This window comes from Sphingopyxis panaciterrulae (assembly GCF_014199295.1).
Lineage (GTDB): Bacteria > Pseudomonadota > Alphaproteobacteria > Sphingomonadales > Sphingomonadaceae > Sphingopyxis > Sphingopyxis panaciterrulae.
Genome location: NZ_JACIJH010000006.1, coordinates 133,937 through 155,023 on the forward strand (window position 1 = coordinate 133,937; position 21,087 = coordinate 155,023).

The window sequence follows — 21,087 nt, forward strand, 5'->3', positions numbered from 1 at the left end:
GAAGACGGAGGGATATCGTAACAAAAAACTCCTGTAAACTGCTCTCAGCAGTTTATTGGCTTTCAGCAGTTTTTGTCGTGTTCATCGGAAGCGCGTGAGGTCGATGGCGGGAGATTCCCGCGTTGCCTTTGATTTCTCGCAGCGACGCTTTTTGTGAATCGCGAGGTAGGCGAATCAACGCTGTCGCGTTAGCGTCCCTCCATGGCCTACAGCCCGTTCGTTCCCCTGCGCGTCTTTTCCAGTTTCACCATGCTGGAGGGGGCGATCGACCCGAAAGCCATTGCGAAAGCGGCGCGCGAGCGGGGGTTTCCGGCGGTGGCGGTCGCCGACCGTAACGGGCTCTATGGCGTCATGGCGTTCGGCGAGGCGTGCAAGGCGGCGGGGGTGCAGCCGATCGTCGGTGCCTTCCTGAGCGTCGCGCGGCCGGGACAGCGGCTGGCGAACGGTGCGCCGATGATCGACTGGCTGGCGCTCTATGCGCAGGACGAGACGGGCTACAACAATCTCTGCGCGCTGGTGTCGGCGGCGCACCTCGACCGGCCGATCGAGCAGGAGCCGCATGTCGTGCTGTCGGCGCTTGCGGGCCGGACCGACGGGCTGATCTGCCTGACCGGCGGCGGCGAGGGCGCGCTGGCGCGGCTGCTGGCGGGCGAGCAGCAGAGCGCGGCGGAGGCGTATGTCGAGCAGCTCGAGGCGCTGTTCGGCGGGCGGCTTTATGTCGAACTGTCGCGGCGCGGCGACGCGACCGAGGCGGCGGCCGAAAAGGCGCTGATCGACCTCGCCTATGCCCGCGCGCTGCCGCTGGTTGCGACCAACCCCGCCAATTTCGTCGAGCCGCAGTTCCACCCTGCGCACGACGCGATGCTGTGCATCGCGCAGTCGGCCTATGTCGAGAGCGAGGACCGGCGCGCCTCGAATCCGGAGGCGTGGCTGAAATCCGCCGAGGTGATGGAAGATGCCTTTTCCGACCTGCCCGAGGCGATCCGCAACACGCTGGTCATCGCGCAGCGCTGCGCCTTCATGGCGCCCAAGCGCAAGCCGATCCTGCCGAGCCTCGCCGGCGACCGCGAGGGCGAGGCGGCACAGCTCGCACGCGACGCGCATGCGGGGCTGGCGGCGCGATTGGCGCTCTATCCTGACCTCGGCGAAGAAGAGCGGAACGCCTATGTCGCGCGGCTCGATTTCGAGGTCGGGGTCATCACCCAGATGGGTTTTCCCGGCTATTTCCTGATCGTCGCCGATTTCATCAAATGGGCGAAGGCGCACGATATTCCGGTGGGGCCGGGGCGCGGTTCGGGCGCGGGGTCGGTCGTCGCCTGGGCGCTGACGATCACCGACCTCGATCCGCTGAAACTCGGCCTTCTGTTCGAGCGCTTCCTGAACCCCGAGCGCGTGTCGATGCCCGACTTCGACATCGACTTCTGCGAAACGCGGCGCGGCGAAGTCATCCGCTATGTGCAGGAGAAATACGGCCGCGACACTGTCGCGCAGATCATCACCTTCGGAAAGCTGAAGGCGCGCGCGGTGCTCAAGGACACTGGCCGCGTCCTCCAGATGAGCTATGGTCAGGTCGACCGGCTGGCGAAGCTGGTGCCCAATCATCCGACCGACCCCTGGACGCTCGAACGCGCGCTGAACGGCGTCAGCGAGCTGATGACCGAATATAAGCAGGATGACGGGGTCCGCCGCCTGTTCGACATGGCGCGGCAACTGGAGGGCCTGCCACGGCACAGCTCTACCCACGCGGCGGGCGTGGTGATCGGCGACCGGCCGCTCGACCAGCTCGTCCCGCTCTATCGCGACCCGCGCTCGGACATGCCGGTGACGCAGTTCGACATGAAATATGTCGAGACCGCAGGGCTGGTGAAATTCGACTTCCTGGGCCTCAAGACGCTGTCGGTGCTCAAGGAGGCGCGGCGGCTTCTCGCGCTGCGCGGGGTCGACGTCGATCTCGACCAGCTCGCTTGGGACGATCCGGGCGTCTATGAACTGCTCCAGCGCGGCGACACGGTCGGGGTGTTCCAGCTCGAATCCGAGGGGATGCGGCGCACGCTGTCGGCGGTGAAGCCGACCAATTTCGGCGACATCATCGCGCTGGTCGCTCTCTATCGGCCGGGACCGATGGACAATATTCCGCTGTTCGGCGCGCGCAAGAACGGGCGCGAGGCGATCGCCTATCCGCATCCGCTGCTCGAAGGCATATTGGCCGAAACCTATGGCATCTTCGTCTATCAGGAACAGGTGATGCAGGCGGCGCAGATCCTCGCCGGCTACAGCCTCGGCGGCGCCGACCTGCTGCGCCGCGCGATGGGCAAAAAGGTCCAGGCGGAGATGGACGCGCAGCGCGACACCTTCGTCAAAGGGTGTGGCGAGCATAATGGCATCGACGCCAAGGCGGCGAACGAGCTGTTCGACTTGATCGACAAGTTCGCCGGCTATGGTTTCAACAAGAGCCACGCCGCGGCCTATGCGCTGCTCTCATACCAGACAGCATGGTTGAAGGCGCATCATCCGCACGAATTCTTTGCCGCCTCCATGTCGTTCGACAGCCACCAGACTGACAAATTGTCGATTTTCATCGACGACATGCGCCGGCTCGACATCGCGGTGGCGCCCCCGTCGGTGAACGACAGCGAGGCCGATTTCTCGGTCGGGCGCGCGGACGAGGGGCTGACGGTGCGTTACGCGCTTGGCGCGCTGAAGGGCGTGGGCGAGAAGGCGATGGAAGCGCTGGTCGCCGAGCGGCGCGCGCGCGGCGATTTCGCGAGTCTCGACGATTTCGCGGGGCGTATCGACCCCAAGCTGCTCAACCGGCGGCAGATCGAGGCGCTGGCCGGTGCAGGGGCATTCGATTGCATCGAGTCCGACCGGCCGCGCGCCTTCGCCGGCGCCGAGGCGCTTCTCGCCTGCGCCAACAGTTCGGCGCACGAGCGCTCGACCGGGCAGGGCGGACTGTTCGGCGGCGACATCGACCTGGCGCCGGTGCTCCAGCTTCCCGCCGCCGAACCCTGGACGCTCGGCGAGCGGATGACGCGCGAGAAGGAGGCGTTCGGCTTCTATTTCTCGGCGCATCCGGTCGAGCAATATCAGGCGATCGTCGCCGCGCGCGGCGCGCGCACCTATGGCGATATCTGCGAGAATGTGGTGATGACGCCGGGAACGCGGGTGCCGGCGACGATGGCGGCGATGGTCGAAAGCGCGCGTCCGCGCGTGTCGCAACGCGGCAACCGCTTCCTGAACCTGACCCTGTCTGACCGCAGCGGTCAGTTCCAGTCGAGCTGCTTCGACGAAGGGGCGGGCAAGATCCTCGAAACGCTGGCGGCCGACGGCGGCTGCGCGCTGCTGTCGGTCGAACTCGACCTGCTGGAGGGCGAGGAGACGCCGCGCGTCACGGTGCGTGGGGCGCAGCCGCTGGCCGACATCGCGGCGAGCGCGGCGCTGCAACTCGATTGCCGCGTCGATCTGGCAAGCGCGATCGAAGAGATGGCGCGAATCCTGGAACGACGCGAGGGTGCGCGGGGACGCGTGATCGTCGCGACCGACGATCCCGCGACGGGCGAGACGCTCCGCGTCACCCTGGGGCGCAATTTCGCACTCGATCCCGACGTCGTCGCGCGGCTGGAACTGGTCGCAGGGATCGTCGAGCCGGGACTGTCGCTCTATACGCCGCGCGATTTCCGGGTGCGCGGCTGATACTCCCATTTGGGCGCGCCCTTCGGGGCTTGCCCTCTTGCGTCCTACGCAATCCCGCTTATCCCTTATGCAACAGCAATAAAGGGATGCCGACAAATGGGAATGCAAGGCCAGCCGCTCCTCGTCACCAGCCTGATCGACCATGCCGCGCGCGAACATGCGGGGCGAGAGATCGTGTCGCGCTGGGCCGACGGCAGCATGACGCGATCGACGTGGGGCGAGGCGGGCGTCGATGCGCGCCGTTTCGCCGCGGCGCTGACCCGGCTGGGGATGCGCAAGGGCGACCGCATCGCGACGCTGGCGATGAACCATGGGCATCATCTGGTGAGCTGGTACGGCACCGCCGGAATGGGCGGGGTGCTGCATACCGTCAATCCGCGGCTGTTCGACGAACAGCTTGTGTATATCATCAACCATGCCGCGGACCGGATGCTGTTCTTCGACGCGGCCTTTCTGCCGATCATCGAGCGATTGCGCGATCAGCTTTCGAGCGTCGAGCATTTCGTGTTGTTCGACGCGCCGGCGCAGGAGGGCTATCTGTCCTACCGCGACCTGATCGCGGCCGCGGACGGCGGGTTCGAGTGGGTGGCGCTCGGCGAGCGCGATCCGGTCGGGCTTTGTTATACCAGCGGGACGACGGGCAATCCCAAGGGCGTGCTCTACGAGCATCGCTCGAACGTCCTGCATGCGATCACGGAGATCCAGCCCGACGCCTTCGACCTGTCGAGCCGCAGCGTGATCCTGCCGATCGTGCCGATGTTCCATGCCAATAGCTGGGGCATCCCCTATGCCGCGGCGACGGTCGGCGCGAAGCTGGTCTTTTCGGCGACCAACGACGCGCAGGTCCTGTGCGACCTGATGCAAGACGAGGGCGTGACCCACAGCGCCGGGGTCCCGACGGTGTGGATCGCGATGTTCGCGCATATGGACGCGACCGGCATGGATTATGGCGCGCTGCGCCACGTCGTCATCGGCGGCTCGGCGGCGCCGCGCGCGATGATCGAACGCTTCATGAAGGCGGGCATCTATGTCGGCCATGCATGGGGGATGACCGAGACCAGCCCGATCGGAACGATGGGCAAGCGGCCATGGAACTGGGATGCGCTGGGCTTCGACGAGCAGGTCGACATCATCTGCCGCCAGGGCTGTCCTCCGTTCGGCGTCGAACTGCGGATCGTCGATGATGAGGACCGGGTGCTGCCGCGCGACGGGGCGACGAGCGGGCGGCTGCAATGCCGCGGGCCGTGGATCATCCAGCGCTATTACCGCGCCGACGAGGATGCCGCCGACGCCGACGGCTGGTTCGACACCGGCGACGTGTCGGTGCTCCACCCCGATGGCGTCATGCAGATCACCGATCGCGCGAAGGACGTCATCAAGTCGGGCGGCGAATGGATCAGTTCGATCGAGCTGGAAAATGCCGCGGTCGGCGCGCCGGGCGTGCAGGAAGCGGCGGCGGTCGGCGTCTATCACCCCAAATGGGACGAACGGCCGATCCTGCTGATCGTCAAAAAGCCCGGCGCCGACGTGAGCGAGGCCGGCATCGTGGACTATCTGAAGGACAAGGTCGCCAAATGGTGGCTGCCCGACGAGATCGTCTTCGTCGACGAACTGCCGCACACCGCGACGGGGAAGATATTGAAGCGCCAGTTGCGCGACGAATATAAGGATTACCGGCTGAAATCGCTGGTGGGGGTTTGAGGGAGGCAATGAAGAGAGCGTTGCCCCCGCGGAGGCGGGGGCCGCCGTCAGCCTGATTCAGCGATTGATGAGACCGAACAAATCCGTCCATTCGGGGTTGGCTTCTGAAATCAAACGCAGCTTCCACACCCGTTGCCATTTCTTCAGAGCTTTTTCCCGGACAATGGCTTCGTCGATCCGGTCGAACGGCTCGGCATGAACGAGCCGTGTCAAATGCCATTTCCTGCAAAACTCGGAGCCCGTTCCGGATCGATGCGCCAAAATTCGAGCCGGCAAATTGTTGGTGACGCCGATATACAGGACACCCATCGGCTTGTTGGTCATGATGTAGACATGGGCGCGTTTCATCGATTGCGGTTCCATGATATGCCAGCGGCCCCCGCCTTTGCGGGGGCGACGTCCTAAAACAACCCTAAAACAACTCCATCTGTCCGTCCCTTTCCGGCGGCCGAAACAAATCGCTGCGTAGAGGAGGAAAGCTGCGGTCCATGCCATGTTGGCGGGCGGCGCGCCGGACGCGCTGGCGGATCAGTTGCGGCCATAGGCCGCGGCCTTTCATGCGGCTGAAGAAATCAGGGTCGTTATCGCGGCCGCCGCGGATGTCCCGGACCATGTGCATCACCTTGTCGGCGCGGTCGGGATAATGGGCGGCGAGCCAGGCGCGGAACAGCGGCGCGACCTCGAACGGCAGGCGCATCAGGATATAGGAAGCGCGGATCGCTCCCGCATCGGCGGCGGCGGCCATGATCGCCTCTATCTCGTGATCGGTGATCGCGGGGATGATCGGCGAGATATTGACCTGGGTCGGGACGCCGGCATCGATCAGGGCGCGGATCGCGGCGAGGCGGCGGCGCGGGTGCGGGGCGCGCGGTTCGAGGGTGCGCGCGACTTTCGTGTCCAGGGTCGTTACCGAAATCGCGACGCCGACGAGATTGTCCTTCGCCATCCGTGCCAGCAGGTCGATATCGCGCAGCAGTCGGTCGGATTTTGTGGTGATGAGCAGGGGGTGCTTCGTTTCGGCGAGCACTTCCACCACCGAGCGGGTGACGCGCCATTCGCGCTCGATCGGCTGATAGCCGTCGGTGTTGGTGCCGATCGCCAGCGGCGCGACCCTGTAATTGCGTTTCGCCAGTTCCTGTCGCAGCAGCTTCGCCGCGTCGGGTTTGGCGAAGAGGCGGCTTTCGAAATCGAGGCCGGGCGACAGGTCGTGATAGGCGTGGGTCGGACGCGCGAAGCAATAGATGCAGCCGTGCTCGCAGCCGCGATAGGGATTGATCGAGCGATCGAAACCGATGTCGGGCGACATATTGCGCGCGATGATCGTCTTTGGATGCTCGGCGGTTACCGTGGTGCGCAGCGGCGGAGCATCGCCGTCGATGGCCTCGGCCGCGTCGAGCCAGTCGCCGTCGGCCTCGCGGTCCAGCGAGCCGGTGCGGACGGGACGCGGATTCGCCGGCGCGCCGCGGCCGGCGATCGGGGGTAGGGGCTTGACGGGCACGTGGCGAGCGTATCGCGATTTTGAGAACAAATAAAGAACATTTGCTCTTTTCGTCACGCCCGGGGAGGCGAGAATCCCATTCGCCGACGATTGGTCCGTATCTCCCTGGATCCCCACTTTTGCGAGGATGACATGTTTCGGATATGGGGCGGGCTATTCTATCAGCCGCGGCATCAGGTCGACGAAATTGGAGGGACGATGTCGGCTGTCGAGCTGGGTCGACAATATGCCCTCCCACGCGTCCTTCACCGCGCCCGTCGAGCCGGGGAGCGCGAAGATATAGGTGCCGCGCGCGACCACGGCGCAGGCGCGCGACTGGATCGTCGAGGTGCCGATACTCTGGTAGCTGAGCCAGCGAAACAGCTCCCCGAAGCCGGGGATGTCCTTGCCGTCGAGGCGGCGCAGCGCCTCGGGCGTCACGTCGCGGCCGGTGAGGCCGGTGCCGCCGGTGGTGATGACGACATCGACCTCCGGGTCGTCGATCCAATTGTGGAGGCGCGAGACGATCAGGTCGGCCTCGTCGCGGATGATCGCGCGCGCGGCGAGAATATGGCCCGCGCCGGTCAGCAAGTCTTCCAATTTGTCGCCCGATCGGTCCTCCGCCGCGCTGCGACTGTCCGAAATCGTCAGGATCGCGATGCGAACGGGCTTGAACGGCAGGCTTTCGTCAATCGGCATGGCCGAGGCCGCCCGCGTAGGTCAGCCGGATGCGATCCTTGCCGTCGGGAAAGCGCGGCCATTCGCCCTGCGCGAGCGCGGCGCGGCTGACCGATGGCTTACCCTGCTGCGCCTCGTACATCCAGTAGTTGCGGAGCACCGTGCCGACATAGCCGCGGGTTTCCCAATAGGGGATGGATTCCATGTAGAGCAAAGGATCGCCCTGGTCGCGCACCTCTGTCTCCCAGCGCGCGACGGGGGCGGGGCCGGCGTTGTAGGCTGCGATGACCTTTGGCAGCAGGCCGCCGGTTGCCGATTCGCGGCTGAGATATTGCAGGTAGCGCTGGCCGAGGTCCATGTTGACCGCGGGGGTCTTGAGGTCGCTGAGCGCGGCCTTGATCTTGTCGCCGTCCCAGCGCGCGATATCGCGCGCGGTGCCGGGGCGTACCTGCATCAGGCCATAGGCGCCCGCCGAGCTGACGACAGTGCGGCGGAAGCGCGATTCTTGCAGCGTGTGTGCGAAGACAAGCGCGGGATCGACCTTCCAGCCGCCGTCGGGCTGCCATTTGGGCTGGGGATAGCGCGTCGCGGGGGCGAGCTTGCGGCCCTGCGGCGTGTTGTGCGCGAGCCAGAGCTGGGTTTCGGGCAGGCTGAGCGCCTCCGCCATGCCGATGAGCTGTTCGTGCTGGCGCGGGTTGCCGACCCGTGCCTGATGGCGCAGCGCCTCGCCGGCATAGACGTCTTCGTCGATCTCGGCGAGCGCCATCGCGGCGCGGACGTTCGGCTGCGCCTCGAGCGCGCGCCAGGCGCTGCGGTCGGGGCGGACGTTCTCGCGCTGGGTGCTCGGCTGCTCGCCAAGCGCCTCGGCGGCGAGGAGGCCGTAGAAGGTTTCCTGATTGGAGGCGGCGGCGCGCAGCCGCCCCTCGACGAGTTCGGGCTGGCCGGCGGCGATCGCGGCGCGCGACGACCAGTAATAGCCCGCGGCGCGCAACTCGCTGTCGGGCGCCTCGCGAGCGACGCGGTCGAAGGCGGCCAGCGCGGTGCGATAATCGTGCCGGCGCCACGAGGCGAGGCCGCGCACCCACGCACCCTGCGTCGACCAGGCGCCCTGGCCGTCGGTACAGTCGGTCGCGAGGCGCAGCGCGTTGGCGTCGTCATTCTCGATATAATAGGACCAGGCGACCTTTTGCGTCCATTCGGCGCGCGCCGCGGGGCTGAGCTTGTCGATCACTACGTTGAGCAGCGCTTCGGCGCCGGCAGGGTCGTCGTTCTTGATGCGGTCGGGAATGCTGGCGGCGAGGCCGGCGGCGAAGGGGTCGCTGACCGAATCGGCGCCGATGCGGCGCGGCGCGCTTCCGGCCCAGGACAGGCCGACTTCGGGCGGCAGCGTTGGAAGATCGGTGGCGCCGCGCCGGGTCGCGAGACGGCCGAGCTGCGCCGCCTGCGGCAGCCAGGGCGAGCGCGCGAGGATTGGCATCAGGTCGGACAGCTCGGCGCGCGGACTGTTCGCGGCAAGCCAATATTCGGCGCGCAGGAAATCGTCGAGCGGACCGCCCTTCGCGTCCGCAAGCAGCGCCTTGGCCTCGGCCCAGCGCTGGCCGCGGATCGCGGCGAGAACCTGTGTGTAGAGCTGCTTTTCCTTGCCCGAAAGAATGTCGGGCACCGTCTGCGGCGCGACGACGGTGCCGGGGTTTCCGGCATCGACCGCGTGCGCTGGCGTCGCGGCGGCGGCGGTGAAAAGGAGAGGGGCGGCGAGCGCCGCGGTCACGATCTTCATCTGTCAACGTCCCCGGTTGAACAGTTTGAGACTATCCCAGGCAGCGGCCTTCTGCGCCGGGCGGGCGAGCAGCATCGCGGGGCTCGCGACTGCCACGGCCGCCACCTTGCCGCCGTCATGGTTAACATCGAGTAACCTTCCGCGCGCATCGGGAAGCGCGATATCGGCGGCCATACGGAGGATGTCGCCGCCGATCAGCAGTAGTCTTTCCGGTCGCGCGAGTTTCAGATGGTGGCGGAGCAGCCGCGCCAGTTCTTCGGCGGCATTCGGCTCGCAACGGCCGCCGGGCGGGCGCGTGACGGCAAGGCTGGCGCGGTAGCAATCGTCCTGCGTCGTTCCGATCGCACGCAGCATCGCGTCGAGCAGCGTCCCGGCGGAGCCGGCGAACAACAGGCCATCGCGCTGATCGTCGATCTCGGGCCAGGCGGTCAGGATCATCAGCGGCGCACCCGGCGCCCCGGCGGGCAGCACGCGGCGCGCGTCCCACTGGCTGCCCGGAACGTCGGGATGTTCCGCGAGCCACGTCCGGAAGGCGTTCCATTCGTCGGGAAAGGTCACCGGGCCCTTGGGTGTGGGCGCCTCGACCGGCGCCTGACGCTGAAGCGCGGCGGGGAGCGGGGGCGGTTCGTTTTCGGTGACGATCTTGGGCTTCGGCTTGGGATCGTTGGCGACGGGCAGCTTCAGCCAGCCGGCCGGCTCCTCGCCGACCAGTGCATCGACGCCCGCCAGCGACCACCAGTCGCAATAGCTTTCCGCCCGCAAGGCTGAATTTCGCCCACCCATCAATTTGTTTCAAACAGGCAGTTGACGGATACGTCAATTGGCGGGCATCGCAATTCGTGACAGAATGAGCGCCGGTTGCGGTGAACGATCGGTGCGGGGACGGCAGAAAGGGTTAAAGCGGTGAGCGAACGGGAATCCATGCCTTATGACGTGGTCATCGTCGGCGCCGGGCCGGCGGGGCTTTCGGCGGCGATCCGCCTGAAACAGCTCGCGAACGAGGCAGGCAGCGACGTGTCGGTGTGCATCCTCGAAAAGGGGTCCGAAGTCGGCGCGCATATTCTGTCGGGGGCGGTCATCGATCCGCGTTCGCTCGACGAGCTGCTGCCGGAATGGCGCGAGCAGGGCTGCCCGCTCGCCGAGGTGCCGGTCAACGACAACCAGCACTGGATCTTGACCAGGAAAAAGAAATTCGGCCTGCCCGAGTTCATCTCGCCCGGCTTCATGCACAATAAGGGCACCTACACCGGTAGCCTCGGCAATCTCTGTCGCTGGCTCGCCGAGCAGGCCGAGGGGCTGGGAGTCGAGATATTCCCCGGATTCCCGGCTGCCGAAATCCTCTACAACGACGATGGGTCGGTGAAGGGCGTCGCGACCGGCGACATGGGCGTCGCGCGCGACGGCAGCCACAAGCCCGATTATGCGCCGGGGCTGGAACTCCACGCGAAATACACTTTCTTTGCCGAGGGCGTGCGCGGCCATCTGACCAAGATGCTGAAGCCGCAATTCGCGCTCGACGCCGATTGCGAGCCGCAGGTCTATGGCCTTGGGGTCAAGGAATTGTGGGACATCGACCCCGCCAGCCACGCGCCGGGGCGGGTGATCCACACGCAGGGCTGGCCGCTCGACGCGAACACCAACGGCGGCGGCTTCTTCTATCATCAGGCGAATGGGCAGGTCGCGCTCGGTTTCGTGACCTGGCTCAACTATCGCAACCCGCACACCTCGCCCTTCCAGGAAATGCAGAAGTGGAAGACGCACCCGGAGATCGCGAAGATATTGAAGGGCGGCAAGCGCGTCTCCTATGGCGCGCGCGCGATCAGCGACGGTGGCTATCAGTCGGTGCCGAAGCTCGCCTTTCCGGGCGGCGCGCTGATCGGCGATACCGCGGGATTCCTGAACGTTCCGCGGATCAAGGGAACGCATACCGCGATGAAATCGGGTATGATGGCGGCCGAGGCGGCGTTTGCGGCGGTGGCCGCTGGTCGCGCCGGTGATACGCTCGACGCCTATCAGGCGGCTTATGACGAAAGCTGGGTCAAGAAGGAACTGAGCGTCGTCCGCAACGTGCTGCCGCTGGTCGAGAAATATGGGGATCTGGCGGGTACGATCCTGTCGGGCATCACCATGTGGCTCGAGACGCTGAAGATCAAAGTGCCGTTCACGATGAAGCATCATCCGGACAATACAACGCTCTATCGCGCCGACATGATGCCCAAGCCCGATTATCCGAAGCCCGACGGGGTGCTGACCTTTGACCGGCTGTCCTCGGTGTTCCTGTCGAACACCAATCATGAGGAGGATCAGCCGGTCCATCTGCAATTGAAGGACCCGTCGATTCCGGTCGAATACAACCTGCCGCTCTATGACGAACCCGCGCAGCGCTATTGCCCGGCGGGGGTATATGAAATCGTCGGGGCGGAGGAGGGCGATCCCAAATTCGTCATCAACGCGCAGAATTGCGTCCATTGCAAGACGTGCGATATCAAGGACCCGACCCAGAATATCAACTGGGTGACTCCCGAAGGCGGCGGAGGCCCCAATTATCCCAATATGTAAGCTCAGGCGGCCGGTTTCCCTTTTTCTCGCGGTGGTAGCGCTGGCGGCGCCCCCCGGGATGGCCGCTACCGACGGCAGCGCGGAGGCGCTCGATGCCTTCGTCCGCGCGCGGCTGGCCGAGGAGGCGGGCAATCCCGCGGCGTCGCTGTCGGCGCTGCGGACGGTATCGAGCCTGGCGCCGGGATTGCCGGGTGTGCGCGGGCGGATGCTCGAACAGGCGATCCAGGCGGGCGACTTCGATGCGGCGCGCAGCGCGGCGGCGGCGCTGTGGGACAGCGGCGACCGGCGCTTCGACGCGCAGCTCGTCCTCACCGTCGATGCGCTGCGGCGCTCGGACTGGAAGGCGGCACGGACCTATCTGGCGGGGCAGCAGGACAAGGCGGGCGTCGATGTCATCGCGCGGCTTATCGCCCCGACCATCAATGCCTGGATCGACGTTGGCGCGCGCGCGAAGCGGCCCGAGCGCCACCTGATCGCCGCCAGCCCGGCGGCGCGGCCCGAGCCGGCGCTGCTTCTCGAAGCGACGCTGGTCGAACTTGCCGCGCGGCGCGGAGACGATGCCGTCGCATTGCTCGACACGATCAAACCGACCGACCGATCGAGCCAGCTCGTTGCGCTGCGGGTCGTTTCGGCTCTTCGCGCCGCGGGCCGGGATGATGCGGCCGATGGGCTGGAGCGCCGGATCGCGCTGGCGCGGAGCGAAGGCGATGACCCGCTGACGTTGCTGTCGGGTCAGCCGGTCGCGACGCCGCGTGCCGGCGCCGCGCACTGGCTGGCGCTGCTTGCCGATGGATTGGGCCGGACGCCGCATGGCAGCCCGGCGGTGCCGCTGCTGTTCGCGCGCGCCGCGGGGTGGCTGAACGAAGAGGACTGGCAGGTGCGCGCGGTTCTGACCGACGCGCTGGTCCGCAACGGGCAGGCGGCGGATGCGCTGGCGCTGCTCGGTGACGAAGCACTGCCGCCGGTGCTGACGATGCGCCGCGCCGAACTGGTTGCCGACGCGGGCGATCCGGCGGCCGCCATCGTGCTTGCCGAGCGGGCGGCCGCGGCGGAGGACACGCCGCGCAGCCTGTTGTTGCGCTACGCCGATATCGCGCGAGAGGCCGCGGATGATGCCGCAGCGGAGCGCGCCTATCGGCGTCTCGAAGCGAGCCTGGGCGTGGGCGACGCCCCCTTGCGTGCGGCAGTGCTGGTCGCGCGCGCCGACCTGGTGCTGCGGACGCAGGGCTGGGATGCGGCCGAGCCGCTGATCGACCGGGCGCTGAAACTGGGGCCGGACGATCCGATGGTGCTGAATTTCGCCGGCTATTCGGCGATCGAGCGCCGCCGCGATGTCGATGCGTCGCTGAAGATGATCGAAGCCGCCTGGGCAAAGGAACCGCAGAATCCGAGCATCACCGATTCGCTCGGCTGGGCCTATGTGCTGACCGGGCGGCTCGACGAGGCGGTGCCGCTGCTCGAAAAGGCGCAGCGCGGCGAGCCCGAGAATGCCGTGATCGTCGAGCATCTGGGCGATGCCTATTGGAAGGCGGGGCACCGGTTTTCGGCGCGCTATGTCTGGCGCGCCGCGGCGCTGGTCGCCGATGCCGACATGGCGACGCGGATCGAGACCAAGCTGCGCGACGGACTGACCGCCGCGACGCTTGCGCCCTGAGGCGGGCGGCGATGCGCGAGATCGGCTGGGCGAAGATCAACCTTGCGCTCCATGTGCGGGCGCGGCGGCCCGACGGCTATCACGAGATCGAGACCCTGTTCGCCTTCGTCGACGGTGGCGACACAATCGCGGCCGAAATCGCCGAGGCCGACACGCTGACCATCGACGGCGAATTCGCCGCGGGGCTGAGCGCCGGGGCGGACAATCTGGTGCTGCGCGTGCTCGCGCTGCTGCGCGAACGCCACGGTGCGGACCGGGTGCCGCCGCTTGCCGTCCGGCTTACCAAGGCGCTGCCGGTCGCGGCGGGGATCGGCGGCGGGTCGGCCGATGCGGCGGCGATGGCGCGACTGGTGCGGCGGCATTTCCTGCCCGAACTGGGCGATGCGGCGCTGGCACGGCTGGCGGGCTCGCTCGGCGCCGATATCGCCGCCTGCGTCGCGAGCGCAACCTGCCTCGGCACCGGCACCGGCGCCGACCTGAGCCCGGTGCCCGAACTGGCGCTGGGCGGCACGCCGGTGCTGCTGGTCAACCCGCGGGCGCCGGTCGCGACGGGGCCGGTGTTCGCGGCATGGGACGGCGTCGACCGCGGGCCGCTGTTCACCGGTGCCGATCTGCGCGCGCAGCTTTTCGCGGCGCGCAACGACCTGCAGCGCCCGGCGATCGCCGGCTGCCCGGCGATCGCCGACGTGCTGACCGAATTGGGCGGGCTGAGCCCATGGCTTGCGCGCATGTCGGGGTCGGGCGCGACCTGTTTCGCGCTGTTCGACGCGGCGGGCGAGTGCGATGCGGCGGCGCGCTATCTGGCGGATCGGCGGCCCGAATGGTGGCGGATGACGGGGGCGCTGCGATGAACGAAGCCTGGCGCGACCTTGGCACGCCGAAGGCGGGCGGGGTGCTGCTCATCGGCGACCATGCCTCGGCCATCGTGCCGGCGGATATCGACCTTGGCATTGACCCAGTGCTGCTGACCCAGCATATCGCGATCGACATCGGGGTCGCCGAGGTCGCGGCGCTGCTCGTCGAGAGCGGGGCGGTCGACGCAGCGATCCTCGGCGGCGTGTCGCGGCTCGTCGTCGACTGCAACCGCGACGAAGAGGCGCCGGGCGCCATCCCGATTGCCAGCGATGGCCACGCGATCCCGGGCAATGCGCTCGACCATGCCGGGCGCGAGGCGCGGGTGGCGCGCATCTTCCGGCCCTATCACGACCGTATCGCGGCGGTGATTGCGGTAGCGCGGCCTGCCATGATCCTGTCGCTGCACAGCTTCACGCCGCAACTCGCAAGCGATCCCGATCAGCAGCGCCCGTGGGAGGTCGGGGTGCTCTATAATGAAGACGACCGGCTGGCGGGCCCCGCAATCGCAGCGCTCAAGGCCGAGGGGCTGATCGTCGGCGACCAGCAACCCTATTCGGGCAGGCTGCTCAACGCGACGATGAACCGCCACGCCGAGGCGAATGGCATTCCCTATGTCGGGATTGAGATGCGGCAGGATCTGGTCGGCGATGCGGCGGGGCAGGCGCGCTTTGCCGAACGGTTGGCGCGCATGCTGGGGAATGCGGCGTTGAAACCGGCTGCATAGGCGTGTAGAGGCGCTTCTAACTCTTATTTCATGAAATAATATTATCAGGAACTCTTAAAATGCCTTCTTATCGTTCACGCACCACCACCCACGGCCGCAACATGGCGGGCGCGCGCGGACTGTGGCGCGCGACGGGGATGAAGGACGAGGATTTCGGCAAGCCCATCGTCGCGGTGGTCAACAGCTTCACCCAGTTCGTCCCCGGCCACGTCCATCTGAAGGACCTGGGCCAGATGGTCGCGCGCGAGATCGAAGCGGCGGGAGGAGTCGCCAAGGAATTCAACACGATCGCGGTCGACGACGGTATCGCGATGGGCCACGACGGTATGCTCTATTCGCTACCGAGCCGCGACCTGATCGCCGACAGCGTCGAATATATGGTCAACGCGCATTGCGCCGATGCGATGATCTGCATCTCCAATTGCGACAAGATCACGCCGGGAATGCTGATGGCGGCGCTGCGCATCAACATCCCGACCATCTTCGTGTCCGGCGGCCCGATGGAGGCGGGCAAGGTCGTGCTCAAGGGCAAGGAGGTCGCCCTCGACCTTGTCGATGCGATGGTCGCCGCCGCCGACGAACATTATAGCGACGAAGAGGTCGCGGCGGTCGAGCGGTCGGCCTGCCCGACCTGCGGCTCCTGTTCGGGCATGTTCACCGCCAATTCGATGAACTGCCTGACCGAGGCGCTGGGCTTGTCGCTGCCCGGCAACGGATCGACGCTGGCGACCCACGCCGACCGCAAGGCGCTGTTCCTGCGCGCAGGCAGCATGATCGTCGAGATGTGCCGCCGCCATTATGAGGAAGGCGACGAGCGCGTGCTGCCGCGCACGATCGCGAGCTTCGAGGCATTCGAGAATGCGATGAGCCTCGATATCGCGATGGGCGGATCGACCAACACCGTGCTCCACCTGCTCGCCGCGGCGCATGAGGCGGGGGTCGATTTTACCATGGAAGACATCGACCGGCTGTCGCGCCGCGTCCCCTGCCTGTCGAAGGTCGCGCCGGCGAAAAGCGACGTCCATATGGAAGATGTCCACCGCGCCGGCGGCATCATGGCGATCCTTGGCGAACTCGAACGCGCGGGGCTGATCCACGCGCACCTGCCGACGGTGCACAGCGCGACGCTGGGCGACGCGCTCAACAAATGGGATATCGGACGCACTAACGACCCGGCGGTGCAACAATTCTTCATGGCGGCGCCGGGCGGGGTGCCGACGCAGACCGCGTTCAGCCAGGACCGGCGCTGGGATAGCCTCGACCTCGACCGCGAGGCTGGGGTCATCCGCTCGGCGGATCATGCGTTCAGCCAGGATGGCGGGCTTGCGGTGCTGGCGGGCAATATCGCGCGCGACGGCTGCATCGTGAAGACGGCGGGGGTCGATGACTCGATCCTCGAATTCACCGGGCCGGCGAAGGTCTATGAAAGCCAGGACGCGGCGGTCGCCGGTATCTTGACCGGGCAGGTCGAGGCGGGCGACGTGGTCGTGATCCGCTACGAAGGGCCGAAGGGCGGGCCGGGGATGCAGGAAATGCTCTATCCGACCAGCTATCTCAAGTCGAAGGGGCTGGGTGCCGCGTGCGCGCTGATCACCGACGGACGCTTTTCGGGGGGAACCTCGGGCCTGTCGATCGGCCATGTCTCTCCCGAGGCGGCCGAGGGCGGGGCGATCGGGCTGGTAGAGGACGGCGACCTGATCAAGATCGACATTCCCAGGCGCACGATCGACCTGATCCTCTCCGACGAGGAATTTGCGGCGCGGCGCGCGGCGATGGACGTGAAGGGCGAGGCGGCGTGGCAGCCGGCAAAGCCACGCCCGCGCAAGGTTTCGGTAGCACTTCAGGCCTATGCTGCGATGACGACGAGCGCCGCGCGCGGTGCGGTGCGTGACCTGTCGCAGTTGAGGAAGGCCGGGGGATGACGAAAAATTCGGGTGGTGCGCTGGCGCTGTTGCTGCTCGCGGCCTGCAATGCCTCACCCGACAATGGCGCGCTGTCCGATGCCGAATCGCGGCGGGCAGGGGAAGCGGCGATCAACGGCCGCATCGACTGCGCGCTCGAAGGCGCGAAGCGGTTCGACCGCGATTGCACGATCGACGAGATGCGCGGAGCCGACGATACGATCCTCGTCGTCGGTCGCGCCGACAAGGGCTATCGGCGGCTGCAGATCGCGACCGACGGGCGCGGCGTGGTGTCGGCGGATGGGGCCGAGCCCGCGAAGGTAACCATCGTCGACGATGGGATGATCGAGGTGGCGATCGGCAATGACCGCTATCGCCTCCCGGCGAATACCGGCGGCGGGAAATAGAGCCGTACTTCGTTTCCGTTCGATACGAACGGGCATAGGCGTCCGCTCTGGATGTGATAGGGCAATCCCATGTCCGTCCCCACCGACGCTCCGATCCTGACCAGCAATGCGATGCGCGCGGCAGAGGCGGCGTGCGCGACGGGCGGCACCCCGCTTGCGGACCTGATGGAGCGCGCGGGCGCGGCGGTGGCCGATCTCGCGTGGCGGATGGCGGCGGGGGCGCCGGTGCTGATCCTCTGCGGACCCGGCAACAATGGCGGTGACGGCTATGTCGCGGCGCGGCGGCTCGTCGAGCGCGGGGTGCGCGTGCGGGTGGCGGCGCTCGCCGAGCCGGCGACCGACCTGGCGCGCGCGGCGCGGGATCGATGGACAGGGCCGGTCGAGGCGCTGGGCGACGATCCGGCGCCCGCGCCGTTGATCGTCGACGCGTTGTTCGGCGTTGGGCTGTCGCGGCCGCTGGCGGCTGATCTTGCGGCACGGCTGCATCGCTTTGCAGGACGGCGCGTGATTGCGGTCGATGTGCCGAGCGGGGTCGATGCCGATGGCGTGCAGGACTGGGCTCCGCCGCTTGCGGCCGATGTCACGCTGGCGCTCGGCGCCCTGAAGCCCGCGCATGTGCTGCTGCCGGCGGCGGTTTGTTGCGGGCGGACGCTGCTCGCGAGTATCGGGATCGACGCCGGCCGGGCGATGCGGACCTTGCCGCGCTGGCAGGGCGCTGCCCCCGACGCGTCGGCGCATAAATTCAGGCGCGGCATGCTGCTGGTGCGCGCCGGGCCGATGCCGGGCGCAGCGGCGCTGTCGGCGGGCGCAGCGTTGCGCGCGGGGGCGGGCTATGTCGTGGCGAGCGGTGCACGGGATGTGCCCTTTGCGGCGATCATTGCCGAGGAGGGTGAAAGCTATTCGAGGCGGCTTGCCGATCCGCGCTTGGGCGCCGCGGTCGTCGGCCCGGGCTATCCGGCAAGCGCGGCGCTCGACCGCGATGTCGCGGCGGCGCTCGAAAGCGGCAAGCCGCTGGTGCTCGATGCGGCGGCGATTGCGGCGGCCTTGCCGGGACTCGGGGAGACGTCGGCGATTTTGACACCGCATGAGGGCGAGTTCGCGCGCGCCTTTCCCGGCCTGACCGGGAGCAAGGTCGACCGCACCCGCGCGGCCGCGAAGCGGGCCGGTGCGGTGGTGATCCACAAGGGCGCCGATACGGTCATCGCGGCGCCCGACGGCCGCATCATGGCGGCGTGGCCGGGTAGCCCTTGGCTCGCCACCGCAGGGACCGGCGACGTGCTGGCGGGCGCGTGCGGGGCGATGCTGGCGCGCGGCGACGATGCTTTCGACGCCGCCGTGGCGGCAGTGGGCTGGCATATATTGCGTGCGCGGGCTATCGGCCCCGGCCTTGTAGCGGATGATCTGGTAAAAGCATGACCGATGGAGATTTGATCGAACGCATCGCTGCGCGCGGCGACGGCGTAACGGCGGACGGGCGCCATGTCGCGGGCGGCGTGCCCGGTGACCGGGTCGCGGCCGACGGGGCGCTGATTCCGGGCCCGAACCGCGCCGAGCCCATCTGCCGCCATTTCGGCAAATGCGGCGGCTGCCAATTGCAGCATGTGGCAGAGGTCGCACTCGCCGATTTCGTGCGCGACCGCGTGGCGGGTGCGCTGGCGGGGCAGGAGGTCGCTTGCGGCGAGGTGCGGCCCGCGCTGCTGTCGCCGCCGCAAAGCCGACGCCGCGCGGCGCTGAGCGCGCTTAGGGCTGGCAAGCAGATCACCGTCGGCTTCAACGCCGCGCAGAGCAACCAGATCGTCGACATGCGCGAATGCCCGCTGCTGGCGCCCGACCTGTTCGCACTGATCGGCCCCATCCGCGACCTGCTGGGCACCATCGCGCCGCAGCGCCGCCCGGTGAAGGTCAAGCTGCAGATGCTCGATCAGGGCGCCGAGGTGGTGCTGGAGGGCGTGCGCGCCGAGGGGCTCGACGCGGTGATGGCGCTGCAGGATTTCGCGGGCGCTCACAGCCTCGCGCGGCTGGCGATCGACCAGGGCGACGGGCTGGAGACGATCTGGCAGCCCGAGCCGCCGACGGTGCGCTTCGGCGACATTGCGGTCGAGGTGCCTCCCTTCGCCTTTCTGCAGGCGACCGCGGCAGGGCAGGCGGCGCTGGTCGATGCGGCGCGCGAGGCGATCGGCGATGCCCCGGCGGTCGCCGACCTGTTCGCCGGCGTCGGGACCTTTGCGCTGTCGGTGCAGGCGGGACGCAAAGTCTATGCGGCCGAAGGCGCGCGCGATGCGATTGCGGCGCTGACCGGTGCAGCCAACCGCGCGCGGACGCTGGTCGCGACCGAGCATCGCGACCTGTTCCGCCGCCCGCTCGTTCCCGCCGAACTCGGTCGTTTCGGCGCGGTGATCCTCGATCCGCCGCGGGCAGGCGCCGAGGAACAGGTCAAGCAGCTCACGGCCTCGGCGGTGCCGGCGATCGCCTATGTAAGCTGCAACCCCGCGAGCTTCGCGCGCGATGCGAAGCTGCTGGTCGCGGGCGGCTATCGCCTCGACTGGGTGCGGCCGGTCGGGCAGTTCCGCTGGTCGACCCATGTCGAGCTGGCGGGGCGGTTTTCGAGGTAATCAACGCCCTTCCCCTTCAGGGGAGGGGTTGGGGTGGGGGCCATCGACTTTACACAAGGCATCAAGCCCCACCCGCTGCGACTAAGCCAGCAAGCTGGCAAGCCTCGCTGCCCTCCCCTGAAGGGGAGGGCGAATTTGGTCAGTGCAGCACGAATCCCATGAACGCGTGCAGGCACAGCGCGATCAGCGCGAGGCTGGCGAGCGAGAAAATGCCGAAGCGCCACATCACCCGGTTCATCGTCGCCTGGATCAGGCTATGGAGGATGCGCAGACCCACATAGGCCCAGGCGATCTGCGCGTTGAGTCCGCCGCCTATGCCGCCGACCGCGAGCGCGATGGCGACTGCGTAGAAGACCGTCGGCTGCTCCATCAGATGATTATAGTTGTGCGCCTTCCATTGCACCTCGGCGGGCAGCACGTCGTCGAGATTCTTGCCGGTGCCGCCGACCATCTTCGCCGCGTCGATCTTCGCGCGGCTCATCGCGGGGATGCGCGTTGCATACATCCACACCCACATGATCATCGACCAGAGCGCGAGCGTCGCGACCGGACCCAATATCGCATTCGTATCGGTCATCATCCCCTCCTCAACCCAGCGTCGCGATCACGGCGAGCACCGACAATGCGAGCAGGCACAGCGTGTAGAGCGAGAAGATGGCGAAGCGCACCGGGACGCGGTTCACCGTCGCCTGCCACAGGCTGTGGACGATACGCAGCACGACATAGGCCCAGGCGATCCAGCGCGTGTAGCCGACATCGCCGCCCGACAGGTGCAGGAAGACGATCACCGCATAGAAGAGGGTCGGCTGTTCGAGCAGGTGGGTGTAATTGTGCGACTTCCAGTTGACGTTGGGCGGCAGCACGGTTTCGAGGTCGGCGCCGCGTCCGCCCGGCGGAGCGGCCTTCACGTCGATGCCGGCTTTCGCCATCGCCGGGAAGCGCGTCGCGGCGACCCAGACGAGCATGATGAGCGTCCACAAGGCGAGTACCGCGCCCGGTGCGAGAATGCTTTCGGACATATTTCCCCCTTTCGGCTGCGGCGCGTTGAC

Annotated in this window: 17 protein-coding genes; 10 read left to right on the top strand and 7 right to left on the bottom strand. The window is 67.4% G+C overall.

What is annotated here, in order from left to right:
- Positions 1-201: 201 nt before the first annotated feature.
- Entirely contained in the window at positions 202-3,693 is a 3,492-nt protein-coding gene (gene dnaE, locus FHR21_RS11090; protein WP_184098209.1) for a DNA polymerase III subunit alpha, read from the top strand.
- A 96-nt stretch (positions 3,694-3,789) separates the two neighbouring features.
- Complete coding sequence (locus tag FHR21_RS11095; RefSeq protein ID WP_184098211.1) at positions 3,790-5,394, top strand: long-chain fatty acid--CoA ligase; 1,605 nt, start codon at positions 3,790-3,792, stop codon at positions 5,392-5,394.
- A gap of 57 nt (positions 5,395-5,451) precedes the next feature.
- Here the strand turns inward: FHR21_RS11095 and FHR21_RS11100 are convergent, their stop codons facing one another.
- From FHR21_RS11100 to FHR21_RS11120, 5 genes are all read right to left on the bottom strand, one after another.
- The gene (locus tag FHR21_RS11100) at positions 5,452-5,742 is read right to left on the bottom strand and encodes a GIY-YIG nuclease family protein (RefSeq protein WP_246427170.1); all 291 of its coding nucleotides are present in this window, start codon (positions 5,740-5,742) and stop codon (positions 5,452-5,454) included.
- A 64-nt stretch (positions 5,743-5,806) separates the two neighbouring features.
- On the bottom strand, positions 5,807-6,892 hold the full coding sequence (locus FHR21_RS11105) for a PA0069 family radical SAM protein (protein ID WP_420825279.1): 1,086 nt from the start codon (positions 6,890-6,892) through the stop codon (positions 5,807-5,809).
- Positions 6,893-7,045: 153 nt separating this feature from the next.
- Positions 7,046-7,570: a molybdenum cofactor biosynthesis protein B gene (gene moaB, locus FHR21_RS11110; RefSeq protein ID WP_184098215.1), complete on the bottom strand. Its 525-nt coding sequence runs from the start codon at positions 7,568-7,570 to the stop codon at positions 7,046-7,048.
- The gene (locus FHR21_RS11115; protein WP_184098217.1) at positions 7,560-9,326 is read right to left on the bottom strand and encodes a lytic transglycosylase domain-containing protein; all 1,767 of its coding nucleotides are present in this window, start codon (positions 9,324-9,326) and stop codon (positions 7,560-7,562) included. The genes moaB and FHR21_RS11115 overlap by 11 nt, the downstream gene beginning before the upstream one ends.
- A 3-nt stretch (positions 9,327-9,329) precedes the next feature.
- The gene (locus tag FHR21_RS11120) at positions 9,330-10,088 is read right to left on the bottom strand and encodes a uracil-DNA glycosylase family protein (RefSeq protein WP_246427171.1); all 759 of its coding nucleotides are present in this window, start codon (positions 10,086-10,088) and stop codon (positions 9,330-9,332) included.
- Positions 10,089-10,229: 141 nt separating this feature from the next.
- On the opposite strand from FHR21_RS11120, the gene FHR21_RS11125 reads away from it, so the two are divergent.
- From FHR21_RS11125 to FHR21_RS11160, 8 genes are all read left to right on the top strand, one after another.
- Complete coding sequence (locus tag FHR21_RS11125) at positions 10,230-11,885, top strand: 4Fe-4S dicluster domain-containing protein (protein WP_184098222.1); 1,656 nt, start codon at positions 10,230-10,232, stop codon at positions 11,883-11,885.
- A gap of 58 nt (positions 11,886-11,943) precedes the next feature.
- Positions 11,944-13,539 carry a tetratricopeptide repeat protein gene (locus FHR21_RS11130; RefSeq protein WP_246427172.1) on the top strand — a complete coding sequence of 532 codons (1,596 nt, stop codon included), beginning with the start codon at positions 11,944-11,946 and terminating at the stop codon, positions 13,537-13,539.
- An 11-nt stretch (positions 13,540-13,550) separates the two neighbouring features.
- Positions 13,551-14,390, top strand: a complete 840-nt coding sequence (locus FHR21_RS11135; protein WP_184098224.1) for a 4-(cytidine 5'-diphospho)-2-C-methyl-D-erythritol kinase — start codon at positions 13,551-13,553, stop codon at positions 14,388-14,390.
- A complete protein-coding gene (locus tag FHR21_RS11140; RefSeq protein ID WP_184098226.1) occupies positions 14,387-15,118 on the top strand; it encodes an N-formylglutamate amidohydrolase in 732 nt (243 codons plus the stop codon). The genes FHR21_RS11135 and FHR21_RS11140 overlap by 4 nt, the downstream gene beginning before the upstream one ends.
- A 59-nt stretch (positions 15,119-15,177) precedes the next feature.
- Positions 15,178-17,040: a dihydroxy-acid dehydratase gene (ilvD, locus tag FHR21_RS11145; protein WP_184098228.1), complete on the top strand. Its 1,863-nt coding sequence runs from the start codon at positions 15,178-15,180 to the stop codon at positions 17,038-17,040.
- Positions 17,037-17,426 (top strand): hypothetical protein, encoded by a 390-nt coding sequence (locus FHR21_RS11150; RefSeq protein WP_184098230.1) that lies wholly within the window; start codon positions 17,037-17,039, stop codon positions 17,424-17,426. Before ilvD ends, FHR21_RS11150 begins: the two co-directional genes overlap by 4 nt.
- 69 nt (positions 17,427-17,495) lie before the next feature.
- Positions 17,496-18,842, top strand: coding sequence for an NAD(P)H-hydrate epimerase (locus FHR21_RS11155; protein WP_184098232.1), 1,347 nt, complete (start codon positions 17,496-17,498; stop codon positions 18,840-18,842).
- A complete protein-coding gene (locus FHR21_RS11160; RefSeq protein ID WP_184098234.1) occupies positions 18,839-20,038 on the top strand; it encodes a class I SAM-dependent RNA methyltransferase in 1,200 nt (399 codons plus the stop codon). Before FHR21_RS11155 ends, FHR21_RS11160 begins: the two co-directional genes overlap by 4 nt.
- 139 nt (positions 20,039-20,177) lie before the next feature.
- Here FHR21_RS11160 and FHR21_RS11165 read toward each other — a convergent pair whose 3' ends face one another.
- A complete protein-coding gene (locus FHR21_RS11165; protein WP_420825280.1) occupies positions 20,178-20,615 on the bottom strand; it encodes an MAPEG family protein in 438 nt (145 codons plus the stop codon).
- Between the two features lie 10 nt (positions 20,616-20,625).
- A complete protein-coding gene (locus FHR21_RS11170; RefSeq protein WP_184098238.1) occupies positions 20,626-21,057 on the bottom strand; it encodes an MAPEG family protein in 432 nt (143 codons plus the stop codon).
- Between the last annotated feature and the right edge of the window lie 30 nt (positions 21,058-21,087).

Excerpts from the sequence above, each read along its gene's own strand:
- dnaE (WP_184098209.1), top strand. The coding sequence starts at position 202 with ATGGCCTACAGCCCGTTCGTTCCCCTGCGCGTCTTTTCCAGTTTCACC.
- FHR21_RS11135 (WP_184098224.1), top strand. The coding sequence starts at position 13,551 with ATGCGCGAGATCGGCTGGGCGAAGATCAACCTTGCGCTCCATGTGCGG.
- FHR21_RS11170 (WP_184098238.1), bottom strand. The coding sequence starts at position 21,057 with ATGTCCGAAAGCATTCTCGCACCGGGCGCGGTACTCGCCTTGTGGACG.
- FHR21_RS11155 (WP_184098232.1), top strand. The coding sequence starts at position 17,496 with ATGTCCGTCCCCACCGACGCTCCGATCCTGACCAGCAATGCGATGCGC.
- FHR21_RS11095 (WP_184098211.1), top strand. The coding sequence starts at position 3,790 with ATGGGAATGCAAGGCCAGCCGCTCCTCGTCACCAGCCTGATCGACCAT.
- FHR21_RS11115 (WP_184098217.1), bottom strand. The coding sequence starts at position 9,326 with ATGAAGATCGTGACCGCGGCGCTCGCCGCCCCTCTCCTTTTCACCGCC.
- FHR21_RS11165 (WP_420825280.1), bottom strand. The coding sequence starts at position 20,615 with ATGACCGATACGAATGCGATATTGGGTCCGGTCGCGACGCTCGCGCTC.
- FHR21_RS11160 (WP_184098234.1), top strand. The coding sequence starts at position 18,839 with ATGACCGATGGAGATTTGATCGAACGCATCGCTGCGCGCGGCGACGGC.
- FHR21_RS11130 (WP_246427172.1), top strand. The coding sequence starts at position 11,944 with ATGGCCGCTACCGACGGCAGCGCGGAGGCGCTCGATGCCTTCGTCCGC.
- FHR21_RS11140 (WP_184098226.1), top strand. The coding sequence starts at position 14,387 with ATGAACGAAGCCTGGCGCGACCTTGGCACGCCGAAGGCGGGCGGGGTG.
- ilvD (WP_184098228.1), top strand. The coding sequence starts at position 15,178 with ATGCCTTCTTATCGTTCACGCACCACCACCCACGGCCGCAACATGGCG.
- moaB (WP_184098215.1), bottom strand. The coding sequence starts at position 7,570 with ATGCCGATTGACGAAAGCCTGCCGTTCAAGCCCGTTCGCATCGCGATC.
- FHR21_RS11100 (WP_246427170.1), bottom strand. The coding sequence starts at position 5,742 with ATGAAACGCGCCCATGTCTACATCATGACCAACAAGCCGATGGGTGTC.
- FHR21_RS11150 (WP_184098230.1), top strand. The coding sequence starts at position 17,037 with ATGACGAAAAATTCGGGTGGTGCGCTGGCGCTGTTGCTGCTCGCGGCC.